Origin of the sequence: Kitasatospora sp. NPDC058162 (assembly GCF_042884005.1) — a bacterium.
Classification (GTDB): domain Bacteria; phylum Actinomycetota; class Actinomycetes; order Streptomycetales; family Streptomycetaceae; genus Kitasatospora.
Genome location: NZ_JBHVUS010000055.1, coordinates 32,779 through 47,873, shown reverse-complemented (window position 1 = coordinate 47,873; position 15,095 = coordinate 32,779). Strand labels below are relative to the sequence as shown.

At 71.2% G+C, this 15,095-nt stretch carries 14 protein-coding genes; 9 read left to right on the top strand and 5 right to left on the bottom strand.

Annotation, left to right across the window (positions count from 1 at the left end; all coding sequences use genetic code 11):
* Positions 1–97: 97 nt before the first annotated feature.
* The 3 genes from ACFVXG_RS43910 to ACFVXG_RS43900 all read right to left on the bottom strand — a co-directional run bounded on the left by ACFVXG_RS43910 (position 98) and on the right by ACFVXG_RS43900 (position 3,372).
* Positions 98–763 (bottom strand): 2-oxo-4-hydroxy-4-carboxy-5-ureidoimidazoline decarboxylase, encoded by a 666-nt coding sequence (locus tag ACFVXG_RS43910; protein ID WP_387936121.1) that lies wholly within the window; start codon positions 761–763, stop codon positions 98–100.
* Between the two features lie 101 nt (positions 764–864).
* Positions 865–2,523, bottom strand: a complete 1,659-nt coding sequence (locus ACFVXG_RS43905) for an alpha/beta hydrolase (RefSeq protein WP_387936120.1) — start codon at positions 2,521–2,523, stop codon at positions 865–867.
* Positions 2,524–2,616: 93 nt separating this feature from the next.
* On the bottom strand, positions 2,617–3,372 hold the full coding sequence (locus ACFVXG_RS43900) for an SDR family oxidoreductase (RefSeq protein WP_387936119.1): 756 nt from the start codon (positions 3,370–3,372) through the stop codon (positions 2,617–2,619).
* Between the two features lie 347 nt (positions 3,373–3,719).
* Here ACFVXG_RS43900 and ACFVXG_RS43895 point away from each other — a divergent pair, with 347 nt between their 5' ends.
* From ACFVXG_RS43895 to ACFVXG_RS43855, 9 genes are all read left to right on the top strand, one after another.
* Complete coding sequence (locus tag ACFVXG_RS43895) at positions 3,720–4,970, top strand: amidohydrolase (protein WP_387936118.1); 1,251 nt, start codon at positions 3,720–3,722, stop codon at positions 4,968–4,970.
* Between the two features lie 254 nt (positions 4,971–5,224).
* Positions 5,225–6,283, top strand: coding sequence for a BMP family protein (locus tag ACFVXG_RS43890; RefSeq protein ID WP_387936117.1), 1,059 nt, complete (start codon positions 5,225–5,227; stop codon positions 6,281–6,283).
* A gap of 305 nt (positions 6,284–6,588) precedes the next feature.
* Positions 6,589–8,169, top strand: a complete 1,581-nt coding sequence (locus ACFVXG_RS43885; RefSeq protein ID WP_387936116.1) for an ABC transporter ATP-binding protein — start codon at positions 6,589–6,591, stop codon at positions 8,167–8,169.
* Between the two features lie 3 nt (positions 8,170–8,172).
* Positions 8,173–9,327: an ABC transporter permease gene (locus tag ACFVXG_RS43880; protein ID WP_387936115.1), complete on the top strand. Its 1,155-nt coding sequence runs from the start codon at positions 8,173–8,175 to the stop codon at positions 9,325–9,327.
* Positions 9,324–10,589, top strand: coding sequence for an ABC transporter permease (locus ACFVXG_RS43875; protein ID WP_387936114.1), 1,266 nt, complete (start codon positions 9,324–9,326; stop codon positions 10,587–10,589). The genes ACFVXG_RS43880 and ACFVXG_RS43875 overlap by 4 nt, the downstream gene beginning before the upstream one ends.
* Positions 10,586–10,978: a cytidine deaminase gene (locus ACFVXG_RS43870; protein ID WP_387936113.1), complete on the top strand. Its 393-nt coding sequence runs from the start codon at positions 10,586–10,588 to the stop codon at positions 10,976–10,978. Before ACFVXG_RS43875 ends, ACFVXG_RS43870 begins: the two co-directional genes overlap by 4 nt.
* 144 nt (positions 10,979–11,122) lie before the next feature.
* Positions 11,123–12,400: a thymidine phosphorylase gene (locus ACFVXG_RS43865; protein ID WP_350503483.1), complete on the top strand. Its 1,278-nt coding sequence runs from the start codon at positions 11,123–11,125 to the stop codon at positions 12,398–12,400.
* 46 nt (positions 12,401–12,446) lie between these two features.
* Positions 12,447–12,815, top strand: a complete 369-nt coding sequence (locus tag ACFVXG_RS43860; protein ID WP_387936112.1) for a type II toxin-antitoxin system RelE/ParE family toxin — start codon at positions 12,447–12,449, stop codon at positions 12,813–12,815.
* Positions 12,816–12,826: 11 nt separating this feature from the next.
* Entirely contained in the window at positions 12,827–13,165 is a 339-nt protein-coding gene (locus ACFVXG_RS43855; RefSeq protein WP_387936111.1) for a helix-turn-helix domain-containing protein, read from the top strand.
* A gap of 53 nt (positions 13,166–13,218) precedes the next feature.
* On the opposite strand, the gene ACFVXG_RS43850 is transcribed toward ACFVXG_RS43855, so the two are convergent.
* Both ACFVXG_RS43850 and ACFVXG_RS43845 read right to left on the bottom strand, forming a co-directional pair.
* Positions 13,219–13,761 carry a Uma2 family endonuclease gene (locus tag ACFVXG_RS43850; RefSeq protein ID WP_387936110.1) on the bottom strand — a complete coding sequence of 181 codons (543 nt, stop codon included), beginning with the start codon at positions 13,759–13,761 and terminating at the stop codon, positions 13,219–13,221.
* Entirely contained in the window at positions 13,758–15,062 is a 1,305-nt protein-coding gene (locus tag ACFVXG_RS43845; protein ID WP_387936109.1) for an MFS transporter, read from the bottom strand. The genes ACFVXG_RS43850 and ACFVXG_RS43845 overlap by 4 nt, the downstream gene beginning before the upstream one ends.
* Positions 15,063–15,095 lie beyond the last annotated feature (33 nt).

Sequence of the window (15,095 nt, the reverse complement as noted above, 5' to 3'; positions counted from 1 at the left end):
GGGGGGGGTTTTTGGGGGGGGGGCCCCCCCCCGGGGGCCGGGCCGCCCGGCCGCCGGGGGCGGCCGGCCCCCCGGGCCCGCGCGGGGGTGCCGGGGCTCAGCGCGCGCCGGCCTCGGAGTGGGTGGCGACCAGGTGCTCCAGTCGGGTGAGGGCGATCCGCCGGAGCTCGTCCGCCGAGATCAGCCGCTCCTCGTCCGGGTCGTTGGCCAGCCGGGTGCGGATGGAGGAGAGCACGGTGTCGAGCATCTCCTCCGGGTCGACGCCGTCCAGGCAGACCACGAAGACGTGGCCGAACCGGGCCTCGTAGGCGGCGTGGGCGGCCCGCAGCGCGGTGTGCGCGGCCTGGCTGCCGGGGGCGCGCATGCCGAGCAGGGGCTGCGGCATCCAGCTCTCGTCGGCCAGCGCCTCGGCGAGGTCCGCCGGGCGCAGGTCGTAGGAGGCCTCGCTGGCGGCGGCCAGCAGGGACTCTATGTCGGGGTAGGGGCGGTGGGCGGTGAGCCGCAGGGCCCAGCGGTGGCTGCCGCAGCAGGCGAGCAGGGCCTCCTCCGCGGCGCCGGCGTCCGCTTCGTTGAAGCGGTGCAGGCCGAGGAGGGTCGGCTCGGTGCTGGCGTCGGGCCGCTGTGACGGGATGTCGCTGGCCAGCGGGTCCTCCTCGTGAGGGCGGGAAGGTGCCGGTGGGGTGGTGGAGCAGATGGAGTACGGGGCCGCGGAGGGGCGCGCGGCGCTGGTCCGGCAGCTCCTCAACGGTAGTTGAGCGCTCATCAGTTGGGGAGGGCGCGCGCGGAATTCATCCGGACGAGCTATCAAGTTGTGACGTTGACACCTTCGCGTCATCGCCCTCCCCGTCTGCGTCTGCTACCGGCTCAGCTGCAGCGGGTGCCCTCGGCCGGCATCGTGCCGTCGGTCAGGTAGGCGGCCATGGCCTCGTCGATGCAGGTGTTGCCCTTGCCGAAGGCGCCGTGGCCCTCGCCCACCCGGGTGAGCAGGGTGGCCTTGGCGAAGCCCTGGGCCAGCTTCTCGGCGGAGGAGTACGGGGTCGCCGGGTCGCCGGTGGTGCCGACCACCAGGATCGGGGCGGCGCCCTCGGCGCGGATGGTGTGCGGCTTCTCCTGGGTCTTGAACGGCCAGTAGGCGCAGCCGGGCTCGGTGTAGTCGTCCACCGTCACGCCCCGGGACAGCAGCGGCGCCTCGGCGAGCAGCCGGGCGACGGCCTGCTGGGCGTGCTCGGCGGTCGGCGCGGGGCGGGCCGCGTCGGCGCAGCTGATCGCGCCGTTGGCCTCGTCCATCGGGCTGTAGTGGCCATCCTTGTCGCGACCGTTGTAGTCGTCGGCGAAGGCCATCAGGTAGTCGCCCTTGTCGCGGACCATCGCCCAGCCGAGGCTGGCCCGCAGGTACTGCCAGGAGGTCTTCTCGTCGCCGTAGAGCAGCGAGATGACGCCGGTCCAGGCCATGTCGCGGCCGAGCTTGCGGCCGTCCTTGGTGGTCAGCGGGTGGTCGTGGAGGCCGTCCAGGAAGTCGGCGGCCTTCTTGGCGGCCTTGTCCTCGTCCTTGCCCAGCGGGCACTCGTCGGCGTGGTTCTCCACGCAGTCGACGGCGAAGCGCTCGAAGGACTTCTCGAAGCCGACCTGCTGGTCGACGCTGTGGTCCAGGGTGTCCTGGGCCGGGTCGACGGCGCCGTCCAGGATCAGCCGACCGGTGTTCTGCGGGAACTCCTCGGCGTACAGGGCGCCGAGGTAGGTGCCGTAGGAGATGCCGAGGTAGTTGAGCTTCTTGTCGCCGACGACCGCGCGCAGCACGTCCAGGTCGCGGGCGGTGTTGCGGGTGCCGACGAAGGGCAGCAGCTTGCCGGACTTGGCCTGGCAGGCGGCGGCGTGCTCGGTGGACTGCTGGATGTGGGCGGCCTTGCGCTCGGCGCGGTCGTCCGGCGTGTCCGCCTGGTTGACGGCGTCGAGCTGCTTGTCGTCGTAGCAGACCACCGGTGCGCTGTCGCCGGTGCCGCGCGGGTCGAAGCCGATCACGTCGAAGCGCCTGTGCAGCGTGCCGTCGAAGTCCTTGGCGCCGTACTTGACCATCTCGACGCCGGAGGCGCCGGGGCCGCCGGGGTTGACCATCAGCGAGCCGATCCGCTTCGCCTGGTCGGACGCCCGGTAGTTGATCAGCGCGAGGTCGATCGCGTCGGCGCCGGGGGCGGCGTAGTCCAGCGGGACGTGCAGCTTGCCGCACTGCATGCCGGAGGTGTCGATCTTCGCCAGGTCGGCCTTGGGGTCGGCCGGGCAGTCCGCCCAGGTGATCTGCTGGCCGTAGAAGGCCTTGAGCGCCGGGTCCGCCTCGCCCTTGGGCTTCGGGGTGGGCGTCGGGCTGGCCGTCGGGGTGGCGGTGGTGGCGGCGGTGGGCGCGGTGGTGCCGGAGGCCTTGTCCTGGGCCGTCGGGGCGGTGTCGTTGCAGGCTGCGGTGAGCAGCAGGGTGCCTGCCGCCACGGCGGTCAGCAGTACCCGTGGGCGGGCGGCCCGGAAGATCGTCATCGCACGTGTGTACCACTCGTGTACGACGCGTGTTCGATCGGGGTGTCGGGGGCTGTCTCCGACCCCCGGGCCGCCCGCCCGGGAGGGGCCCGGTCAGCCGCGGTGGACCTTGTGGTTGGCGGCCTGCGCCCGCGGGCGGACCACCAGCAGGTCGATGTTCACGTGCGGGGGCCGGGTGACCGCCCAGGCCACGGTGTCCGCGACGTCCTCGGAGGTCAGCGGCTCGGCCACGCCCGCGTACACGGCGGCGGCCTTGGACTCGTCACCGCGGAAGCGGGTGATCGCGAAGCCCTCGGACTTCACCATCCCGGGCGCGATCTCGATCACCCGGATCGGCTCCCCGCACAGCTCCAGCCGCAGCGTCGCCGCGATGGTGTGCGCGGCGTGCTTGGCCGCGACGTACCCGCCGCCGCCCTCGTACGCGGCCAGCGCGGCGGTCGAGGAGAGCACCAGTACGGTGCCGTCGCCGGTGGCGCGCAGCGCGGGCAGCAGCGCCTGGGTCACGTGCAGCACCCCGAGCACGTTCACCTCGTACATGGCCCGCCAGTCGGCCGGGTCGCCGTGCTCGACGCTCTCCGCGCCGATCGCGCCGCCGGCGTTGTTCACCAGGACGTCCACCCGGCCGACCTCGGCCGCGAACGCGTCCACGGCGGCCCGGTCGGTGACGTCGACCGTGACCGCTCTTGCTGAACCGCCCCGCCCACCGATCTCCTTGGCCAGCGCCTCGATCCGCTCGGTCCGGCGCGCGGTCAGCACCACCTCGAAGCCCTCGGCGGCCAGCCGGCGCGCGGTCGCCGCGCCGATTCCGCTGCTGGCACCGGTGACCACGGCCACCTTCTGCTCGGTCATTGCCACTCCCTGGGGCTCATCCGGTCGTTCACCCGATCATCTCAACCGCGTCCGCGGCCCCGCCGCCCAGGCGGGATCCGGAGCACGAGGAGCGCCCGGTGCCGCCGCCGGCCCCTCCCGCGCGGCTTCCGGGTCGGGGCAACTGAGTGGTCGTCAGGGCGGCGGATCCGTCAATCCGATGGCAGCCGTGACCACCGGCCCGGGTGATCGTTGCACAGGGCAAGCAACCCGGGGAAGGCGGCCGAAACGAGATGTCATACCCACCTGTCAGGCCGGTATGCGCCCATCCGGGGACTTCTTTTCGAGAAGTCGGGCCAAATCCCCCCAACGGGCCTACTCTTGGGGAGATGAACCGTCCTGAGCCCGCTCAGCCGGGCACTCTCGCCGTCGCACGCCCCGCCGCCGAACTGCGCGCCCGGGTCCGGAGGCTGGAGCCCGAGCTGATCGCTTTCCGCCGTGATCTGCACCGGCACCCGGAGCTGGGCCGCCAGGAGTTCCGCACCACCAACCTGCTGCGCGACCGGCTGGTGGCGGCGGGCCTGGAGCCGAGGGTGCTGCCCGGCGGCACCGGGCTGCTGGTCGACGTCGTCCCGCCCGGTACCGCCCCGGGGACCGGGTTCCTGGCCTTCCGCGCCGACATCGACGCGCTGCCGATCGACGACGCCAAGACCGACGTGCCGTACCGCTCGACGGTCCCCGGCCGGGCCCACGCCTGCGGCCACGACGTGCACACCTCGGTGGTGCTCGGCACCGGCCTGGTGCTGGCCGACGCCGTCCGGTCCGGCGAGCTGCGCCGCCCGGTCCGGCTGGTGTTCCAGCCGGCCGAGGAGGTCATGCCGGGCGGGGCGCTGGACGTCATCAACGCCGGCGGGATGGACGGTGTCGGCCGGATCTTCGCGGTGCACTGCGACCCGAAGGTGGAGGTCGGCCGGATCGCCCTGCGGGTCGGGGCGATCACCTCGGCGTGCGACCGCCTGGTGCTGCACCTGGACGGCCCCGGCGGGCACACCGCCCGCCCGCACCTGACCACCGATCTGGTGACCGCGATCGCCCGGATGGCCGCGGACCTCCCGGCCGGGCTGGCCCGCCGGATGGACCCGCGCTGGGGCGTCAGCCTGGTCTGGGGCCGGATCGCCTCCGGCTCCGCGCCCAACGTCATCCCGCAGCACGCCGAACTGGAGGGGACGGTCCGCTGCCTGGAGCTGGACGGCTGGCGCGAGGCGCCGGACCTGCTGCACGAGTTGATCGCCAAGCTCGCCGAGACCTACCGGGCCAAGTGGACCCTGGACTACCACCGCGGGGTCCCGCCGGTGGTCAACGAGGCGGTCTCGGTCGCGCGGCTGGAGGAGGCGATGACCGCCCGCTTCGGCGGGGGCGGCGCCGAGGTGGTGGAGGGCACCGAACAGAGCCTGGGCGGCGAGGACTTCTCCTGGTACCTGGAGCACGCCCCGGGCGCGCTGGCCCGGCTGGGCGTCCGGGCCCCGGGCGACACCACCGTCCGTGACCTGCACCAGGGCCGGTTCGACGTGGACGAGCGGGCGATCGGCGTGGGTGTGGAACTGTTCGCGGCGCTGGCCCTGGAGGACGACCGGATCTGACCGTTTCCTGGGGGTATGTGGTCGGTCGGTGAAGGGTTGTCGAGATCCGGGGTTCCGGAACGGTTCCGTAAACTGGGCCGAACCAATCCCGGACCACCGTCCGTGCGCGGGGAAAAGGGCCTTCGGAGGGCCGTCAGACCACGGTTTGATAACAACCCGAATGCTCCGGCAGCCCGTAACACAACCGTGTTCTACGCGCGTTACGGTGGCGTCCGACCACGCTAATCAGGTGCGTGTGAGAAGGAGATACTCCCTTGCGCCGTTCAATGAAGCTCGCCGCGGTTGTGCTCTCGGGTTCCCTGGGCATGGCCTCGCTCGCCGCTTGCGGCGCAAAGAGCACTGACAACTCCGCGTCCTCCGGCTCGTCCGATGCCCTCAAGGTCGGCATGGCCTACGACATCGGCGGCCGTGGCGACCAGTCCTTCAACGACTCCGCCGCGCGCGGTCTCGACAAGGCCAAGGCCGACCTGGGCGTCTCCGTCACCGAGGCCGAGGCCAAGACCGGTGAGGCGGAGGCCGACAAGGAGACCCGCCTCAAGAACCTGGTCGACGCCGGCTACAAGACCATCATCGCGGTCGGCTTCGTCTACCAGCCGGCGGTCGACAAGGTCGCCAAGGACAACCCGAACGTCAAGTTCGCGATCATCGACTCGAACGACAAGGACCAGCCGTCCAACGTCACGTCGCTGGTCTTCGCCGAGCAGGAGGGTTCGTACCTCGCCGGCGTCGCCGCCGCGACCAAGTCGAAGGCCCACCACATCGGCTTCATCGGCGGTGTGCAGACCGAGCTGATCAAGAAGTTCGAGGCTGGCTACAAGGCGGGTGCCAAGTCCGTCGACCCGAACATCCAGGTCGAGACCACCTACCTGACCACCCCCCCGGACTTCACCGGCTTCAACTCGCCCGACAAGGGCAAGGAGGCCGCGCAGGGCCAGCTCGACAAGGGCGCGGACGTCATCTACTCCGCCGCCGGCTCCTCCGGCAACGGCGCCATCGAGGCCGTCTCCAACAAGCCGGGTGCCTACGCCATCGGCGTCGACTCCGACCAGGCCAACCAGCCGGCCCTGGCGAAGTTCAAGGGCAGCATCCTGACCTCGATGGTCAAGAACGTCGACACCGCGGTGTACTCGTACATCGACTCGGTCAAGAAGGGCACGCCGTTCACCGGCATCAAGCTCTTCGACCTGAAGGCCGGCGGTGTCTCGCTCGCCACCACGGGCGGCAAGATCGACGACATCCAGGACAAGCTGAAGGCCGCCTCGGACGCCATCACCAGCGGCGCCACCACCATCCCGACCGCGCCGACCTCCTGAGGTCAGCGCGTCCCGGACGCGACCTGACGCTGCCGCCTGCCCGGCAGCGCGATGATCGACACGATCGAACGGGAGGGGCCCGGCAGGGTGCGCTCGACGCGCACCCCCGGGCCCCGTTCCGTCTCCACGTTTCCCCCCAGTCCCCCCCTTGGCCCTCCGAGCGCAACGACGCGCCTCCAGACCACCAGGAGACCGCCATCACCGCATCAGACCCCGTCCCCCTGCGCAAGGACGGAACCCCCAGCGCGGGGACGGCGACCCCGGCCGTCGAACTGCGCGGCATCACCAAGCGCTTCCCCGGTGTCGTGGCCAACCACGACATCAACCTCACCGTCCGCACCGGCACCGTGCACGCCCTCATGGGTGAGAACGGCGCCGGCAAGTCGACGCTGATGAAGATCCTCTACGGCATGCAGAAGCCGGACGAGGGCACCATCGCGATCAACGGCGAGCAGTGCGAGTTCCACACCCCCGGCGACGCCATCGCGCGCGGCATCGGCATGGTGCACCAGCACTTCATGCTGGCCGACAACCTCACGGTGCTGGAGAACGTCGTCCTCGGCGGCGAGAAGCTCCACGGCATCGGCGCCAAGGCGAAGGCGAAGATCAAGGAGATCTCCGACCAGTACGGCCTGGGCGTGCGCCCGGACGCCCTGGTCGAGGACCTCGGCGTCGCCGACCGCCAGCGCGTCGAGATCCTCAAGGTGCTGTACCGCGGCGCCAAGATCCTGATCCTCGACGAGCCGACGGCCGTGCTCGTCCCGCAGGAGGTCGACGCGCTGTTCGACAACCTGCGCGAGCTCAAGGCCGAGGGCGTCACCGTCATCTTCATCTCGCACAAGCTGCACGAGGTGCTCGCGGTGGCCGACGCGATCAGCGTCATCCGGCGCGGCACCACGGTCGGCGACGCCGACCCGAAGGCCGTCACGGCCCGCCAGCTGGCCGAGCTGATGGTCGGCGCCGAGCTGCCCTCCCCGGAGAGCCGCGAGTCGACCGTCACCACCACCGAGATGCTCGACGTCAAGGGCCTGCGGATCGCCAAGACCGACGCCGAGGGCATCGAGCGCGTCGTCCTGGACGACATCTCGCTGCGCATCCACAAGGGTGAGATCCTCGGCATCGCCGGTGTCGAGGGCAACGGCCAGGCCGAACTGGTCGAGGCCATCATGGGCATGCTGCCGCTGGACGGCGGCACCGTCACCCTGGACGGCAAGGACCTCTCCGGCACCCTCACCCGGGCCCGCCGCGAGGCCGGCATCGGCTACATCCCCGAGGACCGCCACAAGCACGGCCTGCTGCTGGAGGCCCCGCTCTGGGAGAACCGCATCCTCGGCCACGTGACCGAGGCGCCCAACTCCAGCGGTGTGCTGCTCAAGCCGACCGCCGCCCGCGAGGACACCCAGCGGATCGTCCAGGAGTACGACGTCCGCACCCCCGGCATCGAGGTCACCGCGGCCTCGCTCTCCGGTGGCAACCAGCAGAAGCTGATCATCGGCCGCGAGATGAGCCACCAGCCCAAGCTGCTGATCGCCGCGCACCCCACCCGCGGCGTGGACGTCGGCGCGCAGGCGCAGATCTGGGAGCACATCCGGGTCGCCCAGCGGGAGGGCCTCGCCGTCCTGCTGATCTCGGCCGACCTGGACGAGCTGATCGGCCTCTCCGACACCATCCGGGTCATCTACCGCGGCCGCCTGGTCGCCGACGCCGACCCGGCCACCGTCACCGCCGAGGACCTCGGCACCGCGATGACCGGTGCCGCCGCCGGCCACCTGGAGTCCGAGCCGGAGGCCGTCGCCGAGGCGCAGGCCCTCGCCGCCGAGGGCACCGAGGCCGCGGTCGAGCACCCGCACACCGACACCGCCGACGACCCGCAGGCGGGGGAGTAACCCATGACCAGTCCCAACCCCGCCGCCAAGCGCAGCCTGGCGCAGCGGATCAGCGGTGAGCGGATCGTGTTCGCACTGGCCGCGCCGGTGCTCGCGGTCGTGCTGTCCGTGGCGATCTGCTCCGTCCTGCTGGCGACCTCGGGCAAGAACCCGTTCGACGCGTGGAACGTGATGATCACGTTCGCCACCAAGTCGGACGGTCAGGTGAGCATCCTCAACCGGAGCACCACCTACTACCTGGCCGCCGCTGCCGCCGCGTTCGGGTTCCGGATGAACCTGTTCAACATCGGCGTCGAGGGCCAGTACAAGGTCGCCGCGCTGTTCGCGGCCTACGTCGGCGCCCAGGTCGACCTGCCGTCGTTCATCCAGATCCCGCTGCTGCTGGTCACCGCCATGCTGGTCGGCGGTCTGTACGCGAGCATCGCCGGTCTGCTGAAGGTCTACCGCGGCGTCAGCGAGGTCATCTCGACCATCATGCTGAACTCGATCGCGGTCGCGATCGTCGGTCTGCTGCTCGTCCCCGGCATCTTCGCCCCGAAGGCCAGCTCCACCAGCAACTCGATCCAGACCGACCCGGTCTCCCAGTCCAGCCACTTCTTCAGCCTGGACACGGCCGGCGGCCCGCTCTGGGGCTTCATCTTCATCGCCGTCCTGGTCGGCCTGGCCTTCCAGCTCCTGCTGACCCGCACCCGCTTCGGCTTCGACCTGCGCGCCACCGGCCGCTCGGAGTCCGCCGCGACCGCGTCCGGCGTGAACGTCAAGCGCATGGTGATCATCTCGATGGCGGCCTCAGGCGCCATCGCCGGTCTGATCGGCCTGCCCGAGCTGCTGCAGAACTCGTACTACTACGGCCAGAGCTTCCAGCCCGGCCTCGGCTTCCTCGGGATCTCGATCGCCCTGCTCGGCCGGAACAGCCCGATCGGCATGGCCTTCGCGGCCGTGCTGTTCGCCTTCCTGGACGCCACCGGTGCCCAGCTGCCGCTCCAGGGCGGCTTCCCGTCCGAGATCGTCACGGTCATGCAGGGCACCATCGTCATCTGTGTCGTCGTCGCGTACGAGCTGGTGCGCCGCTACGGCCTGAAGCGTCAGCAGCAGAAGGTCGGCGCCCAGCTCGCCGCCCAGGCCGCGGCCACTGAGAAGAAGGAGGTGTCCGCGTGAGCACCGCTACTGCTGCCCGTCCCAAGGCGCCGGGCGCACCCGCGAAGAAGCGCAAGCTGTCCTGGCCGGTCGTCCTGCTCCTGATCGCGGGCGCCCTGCTGCTGTTCTCGGCCGTGGGCATGGCCACCGGCAACCACTCGCTGACCTCCTCCGGTCAGATCACCGCGGCGCTCGGCTCGGCCGTGCCGATCGGCCTGGCCGGTCTGGGCGGTCTCTGGTCCGAGCGGGCCGGTGTGGTCAACATCGGCCTCGAAGGCATGATGGTCGCCGGCACCTTCTGCGGTGCCTGGGCGGGCTACCTGGTCAACCCGTGGGTCGGTCTGCTGGCCGGCATGCTCGGCGGCGCGCTCGGCGGTCTGCTGCACGCGGTCATCACCGTCACCTTCGGCGTCGACCACATCGTCTCCGGCGTCGGCATCAACCTGCTGATCCCGGGCATCTGCGCGTACGTCAACCGGATCTACTACAAGGACTACATCTCGGCCGGTGCCGGGGCGAACCAGTCCCCGCCGGCCGATCCGCTGCCGTACATCACCGTTCCGGGGCTGTCCTCGGGCCTGAAGAGCATCGAGAACCACCACTGGTTCCTGGTCTCCGACGTCGCCGGTGTGCTGGGCGGTCTGGTCACCAACCTGTCGGTGGTCGTGGTGCTGGCCGGCGTGCTGATCGTGGCGAGCTACTTCCTGCTCTGGCGCACGGTGTTCGGCCTGCGGCTGCGCTCCTGCGGTGAGAACCCGACCGCCGCCGAGTCGCTGGGCGTCAACGTCTACAAGTACAAGTACCTGGCGGTCATCGCCTCGGGCGCCTTCGCGGGCCTCGGCGGTGCGTACCTCTCCCTGGTCGCCGCGCATTTCTACAAGGACGGCCAGACCCTGGGCCGCGGCTTCATCGGCCTCGCGGCGATGATCTTCGGCAACTGGATGCCCGGCGGTCTCGCCATGGGCGCCGGCCTGTTCGGCTTCACCGACAGCCTCCAGCTGCGCGACCCGGAGTCGGTGCACGTGCTGATCCTGGTCGTCTCGATCGCGATGGCACTGTTCGCCCTCTGGCAGCTGTACCGCCGCAAGTACACCGCGACCGTGGTGGCCTTCGTGGTGGCCGGCGGCCTGGGTGCCTGGTACGCGCTGACCGACGAGGTCCAGCGTCCGCTGATCGTCGCCACGCCGTACCTGATCACCCTGGTGGTGCTCTCGCTGGCCTCGCAGCGCCTGCGGATGCCCAAGGCGGACGGTCAGATCTACCGCAAGGGCCAGGGCAAGTGACGGCCCCCGTGGTCGACTGGGAGCGGCTGCGCGAGGCGGCGCGCGAGGCGATGGGCCACGCGTACGCCCCGTACAGCAAGTTCCCGGTCGGTGCGGCGGCGCTGGTCGACGACGGTCGGCTGGTCAGCGGCTGCAACGTGGAGAACGCCTCGTACGGGCTCGGGCTGTGCGCCGAGTGCGGGCTGGTGTCCGCGCTGCACGCCTCCGGCGGCGGCCGGCTGGTCGCCTTCACCTGCGTCGACGGCGCGGGCGAACTGCTGATGCCGTGCGGGCGCTGCCGCCAGCTGCTGTACGAGCACGGCGGGCCCGAGCTGCTGGTCGACCTGGCCTCCGGCGTGAAGCCGATGAGCGAGGTCCTGCCCGACGCGTTCGGTCCGGAGCGGCTCTAGCCTCTGTATTTGTTACGCGCGTAGAGTGTCGCGAGTGGGCCGGAACCCGGTCATCTCGCGGCACTCTTCGCTTTCCACGCATCTTCTCGACGCATTTGTACGACGCACGTGTACGACGCATCTGAAACCCCTCTTGGAGCACGCATGGACGCCATCTCCGTCATCAGGACCAAGCGCGACCGCGGAGAGCTGAGCGACGCTCAGATCGACTGGGTCATCGACGCCTACACCCGTGGCGAGGTCGCCGACGAGCAGATGTCCGCGCTGGCCATGGCGATCCTGCTGAACGGCATGAAGCCGCACGAGATCAGCCGCTGGACCGAGGCCATGATCCGTTCCGGCGTCCGGATGGACTTCTCCTCGCTGCCGCTGCCCACCAGCGACAAGCACTCCACCGGCGGCGTCGGCGACAAGATCACCCTCCCGCTCGCCCCGCTGGTCGCCGCCTGCGGTGCCGCCGTCCCGCAGCTGTCCGGCCGCGGCCTCGGCCACACCGGCGGCACCCTGGACAAGCTGGAGTCCATCCCCGGCTGGCGCGCCCTGCTCTCCAACGACGAGATGATGGACGTCCTGCGCGACGCGGGCGCGGTCATCTGCGCGGCCGGCGACGGCCTCGCGCCCGCCGACAAGAAGCTGTACGCGCTGCGCGACGTCACCGGCACCGTCGAGGCCATCCCGCTGATCGCCTCCTCGATCATGTCGAAGAAGATCGCCGAGGGCACCGGCGCGCTCGTCCTGGACGTCAAGGTCGGCTCCGGCGCCTTCATGAAGAACCTGGACGACGCCCGCGAGCTCGCCCGCACCATGGTCGGCCTGGGCACCACCGCCGGGGTCAACACCGTCGCCCTGCTCACCGACATGTCCACCCCGCTCGGCCTCACCGCGGGCAACGCGCTGGAGGTCCGCGAGTCCGTCGAGGTGCTGGCCGGCGGCGGCCCCGCCGACGTCGTCGAGCTGACCCTCGCCCTGGCCCGCGAGATGCTCGCCGCGGCCGGCGTGCACGGCAAGGACCCGGCCGACGCGCTGCGCGACGGCTCGGCGATGGACCACTGGCGCCGCATGATCTCCGCCCAGGGCGGCGACGTCGACGCCCCGCTCCCGGTCGCCCGCGAGCAGCACGTCATCCCCGCGCCCGCCTCCGGCGTGCTCACCGAGCTGGACGCCTACGCGATCGGCGTCTGCGCCTGGCGCCTGGGCGCCGGCCGCGCCCGCAAGGAGGACCCGGTGCAGGCCGGCGCCGGCGTCGAGATGCACGCCAAGCCCGGTGACACCGTGGTGGCCGGCCAGCCCCTGCTGACCCTGCACACCGACACCCCGGAGCGCTACGAGTACGCCATCGAGGCGCTGGCCGGCGGCATCGGGGTCTCCCCGGCGGGTACGGCGTTCACCCCGAACCCGATCGTCCTCGACCGCATCGCGTAGTCATACGATTACTCCATGTGCGGCAGCGTGGTTTACGCTGCCGCACATGGGAGTTGACCGCTTCACGGTCGAGATCGAACCGGAAGTCCGCGACTGGCTCATTGCGCTTCCGGCACGGCACTATGCCTTGGTCGAGGAGCGCGTCGACCACCTGGCCGAGTACCCGACCACGCTCGACGAGCCCCATTCGCGGCACCTGGACGGACCGCTGAGGGAGCTCCGGTTCCGTCTCGACGGCGCGGCCACGCGAATCACCTACTGGCTCGCGTCTGGTCAGCGGGTCATCCTGCTGACGGTGTTCGCCAAGAGACGGATGAGGGAGACTGCTGAAGTCACCCGAGCGTTGTGGGCGCAAAAGATCTGCGAGTCGGAACATCCTCCGGCACACGAAGAGTTCAGCCGGATCGTCAGGTAAGGAGAGCAGTGGTGAACCACACACAGTGGAAGACCCGCCGCACGCGCGAGCTGCTGGGCGAGCAGGTGGAGGACAGTCCCGAGATGGCGGCATATCGGTTGGAGATCCGGTATTCGCTGGCGTTCGGGCAGGCTCTCTACGACCGCCGCACGGCCCTCGGCCTCTCCCACGCCGAGGTCGCTCGACGGGCGGGGATGACGGTTGACGAGATCGAGTGCATCGAGGAGGCCGGCACCGTGCCCACGCTCCCGTTGCTGCAGCGGCTGGCGGGGGCGCTGGAGGCGGAGCTCGACATCCACGTCACGCCCGACACCGAAGCCACCGTCCGTTTCCAGGCGCTGGCTGCCTGAACACCGTCGACGAGCCCGTACCCCGGCCCGGGGTGCGGGCTCCTTCCGTGTGCTCAGGCGTACGTGAGCAGGCCGCTGGTGTCGAGGGTCCACGGGCCGACGGTGATCGTGTCGCCGAAGACGAACTTCTCGCGGCACTCGTAGCCCGGTTCGGAGTGCACGATGCCGGTGCCCGTCCGGGGATCGACGAGTAGATAGATCGGGATGCCCATGGCCGAGTAGTCGTGGACCTTGTCGCGGTAGTCACGCCGAGGGTTGGACTTGGAGACCACCTCTACGACCAGCAGCGCCTCATGGGGAGGTACATCCCTGCAGAGGTTCTCGGGGGAGACGATCAGGTCGGGCCTGAGCAGTCTGCCCAGACCGATGGACGCCAGCTCGGCGCCGTGATGGGCCCTGTACCCGGGGTGGGTTCGGAGGAGCTGGGCGTCGATCTGTCCGGCGATCTGTTGCGAAGCGTGCTCGTGTCGTCGGAGCGGTGGCAGGGCCAGGATGATCTGTCCGTCCGCGATCTCAACAGTCCCGACTCCGGGGCTCTTCGTCAGAGTCTCGACGGCCGTACGCAGCCGGGAGTACTCGGCCTGACTGATGCTCATGTCCCCGAGCGTACCGACGTCATCCGCCGGGCCGTGTGGGCCTGGCGGGTGGCGTAGAGGGTGACGGCGGCGGCGAGGGTCATGGCGGTGAGGCCGACGGTGGCGGCGCCGGGCCAGCCGGTGGAGTGGTAGGCGTCGGCGCCGAGGGTGCCGCCGAGGCTGTTGCCGAGGTAGTAGGCGATCAGGTAGAGGGCGGAGGCCTGGGCGCGGCCCTCGGTGGCGGTGCGGCCGACGGCGGAGGAGGCGGTGGCGTGGCCGGCGAAGAAGCCGGCGGTGATCAGCACCAGGCCGAGCAGCGCGCAGACCAGCGAGTCGGCGAGCGAGAGCAGCAGGCCGGCGGCGGTGACGCCGATGGCGACGTACAGGGCGCCGCGGCGGCCGAGGCGGCCGGAGAGGCGGCCGGCCGCGGCGGAGGTGCCGGTGCCGACCAGGTAGACCACGAAGATCGAGGCGGCGACCGACTCCGGCAGGTGGAAGGGCGCGGCGATCAGCCGGTAGCCGACGGTGTTGTAGACCGCGCCGAACACCGCCATGAACAGCAGGCCGAGCGCGTACAGCCGCACCAGCAGCGGGTTGCGCAGGTGCCGGCCGACGGTGCGGGCGAGGGCGCGGGGGTCCACCGGGGCCGGGGTGAAGTGCCGGGCGGCGGGGATCAGCAGCCGGAAGGCGAGCGCGGCGAGCAGGGCGAGGGCGGCGGAGGCGGCGAGGCCCCAGCGCCAGCCGAGGGCGGCGGCGGTCCAGCCGGAGACCAGTCGGCCTCCCATGCCGCCGATGCTGTTGCCGGCCACGTACAGGCCCATCGCGGTGGCCAGCGCGCTGGGGTGGACCTCCTCGGCGAGGTAGGCCATGGCGGTGGCGGGGAGCCCGGCGAGGGCGGCGCCCTGGAGGACGCGCAGCACGACGAGGGTGGTGAGGTCGGGCGCGAAGGGCAGGGCGACGGCGAGGGCGGAGGCGGTGAGGACGGAGGCCGTCATCACCGCGGTGCGGCCGTACTTGTCGGAGAGTGCGCTGGCCGGGAGCAGCCCGAGGGCGAGACCGAGGGTGGCGGCGGAGGCCGTCCAGCTGGCCTGGCCGGGGGTGAGGTCGAGGTCGGCGGAGAGGACCGGCAGCAGGCCCTGGGTGGAGTAGAGCAGGACGAAGGTCGCGATCCCGGCGGCGAACAGGGCGAGGTTGGCGCGGCGGAAGCCGCGCCCGCCCGGGCGGTGCCGGTCGTCCCGGTCGGGTGTGTCGGGTGTGTCGGGGGTGCGGGCGGTGGAGGCATCCGGGGTGGCCGCGGATGCCCTGGTATCGGCGGGCTGCATGGCATCGACGGTAGGCCCGGCGCGCTTGATGCG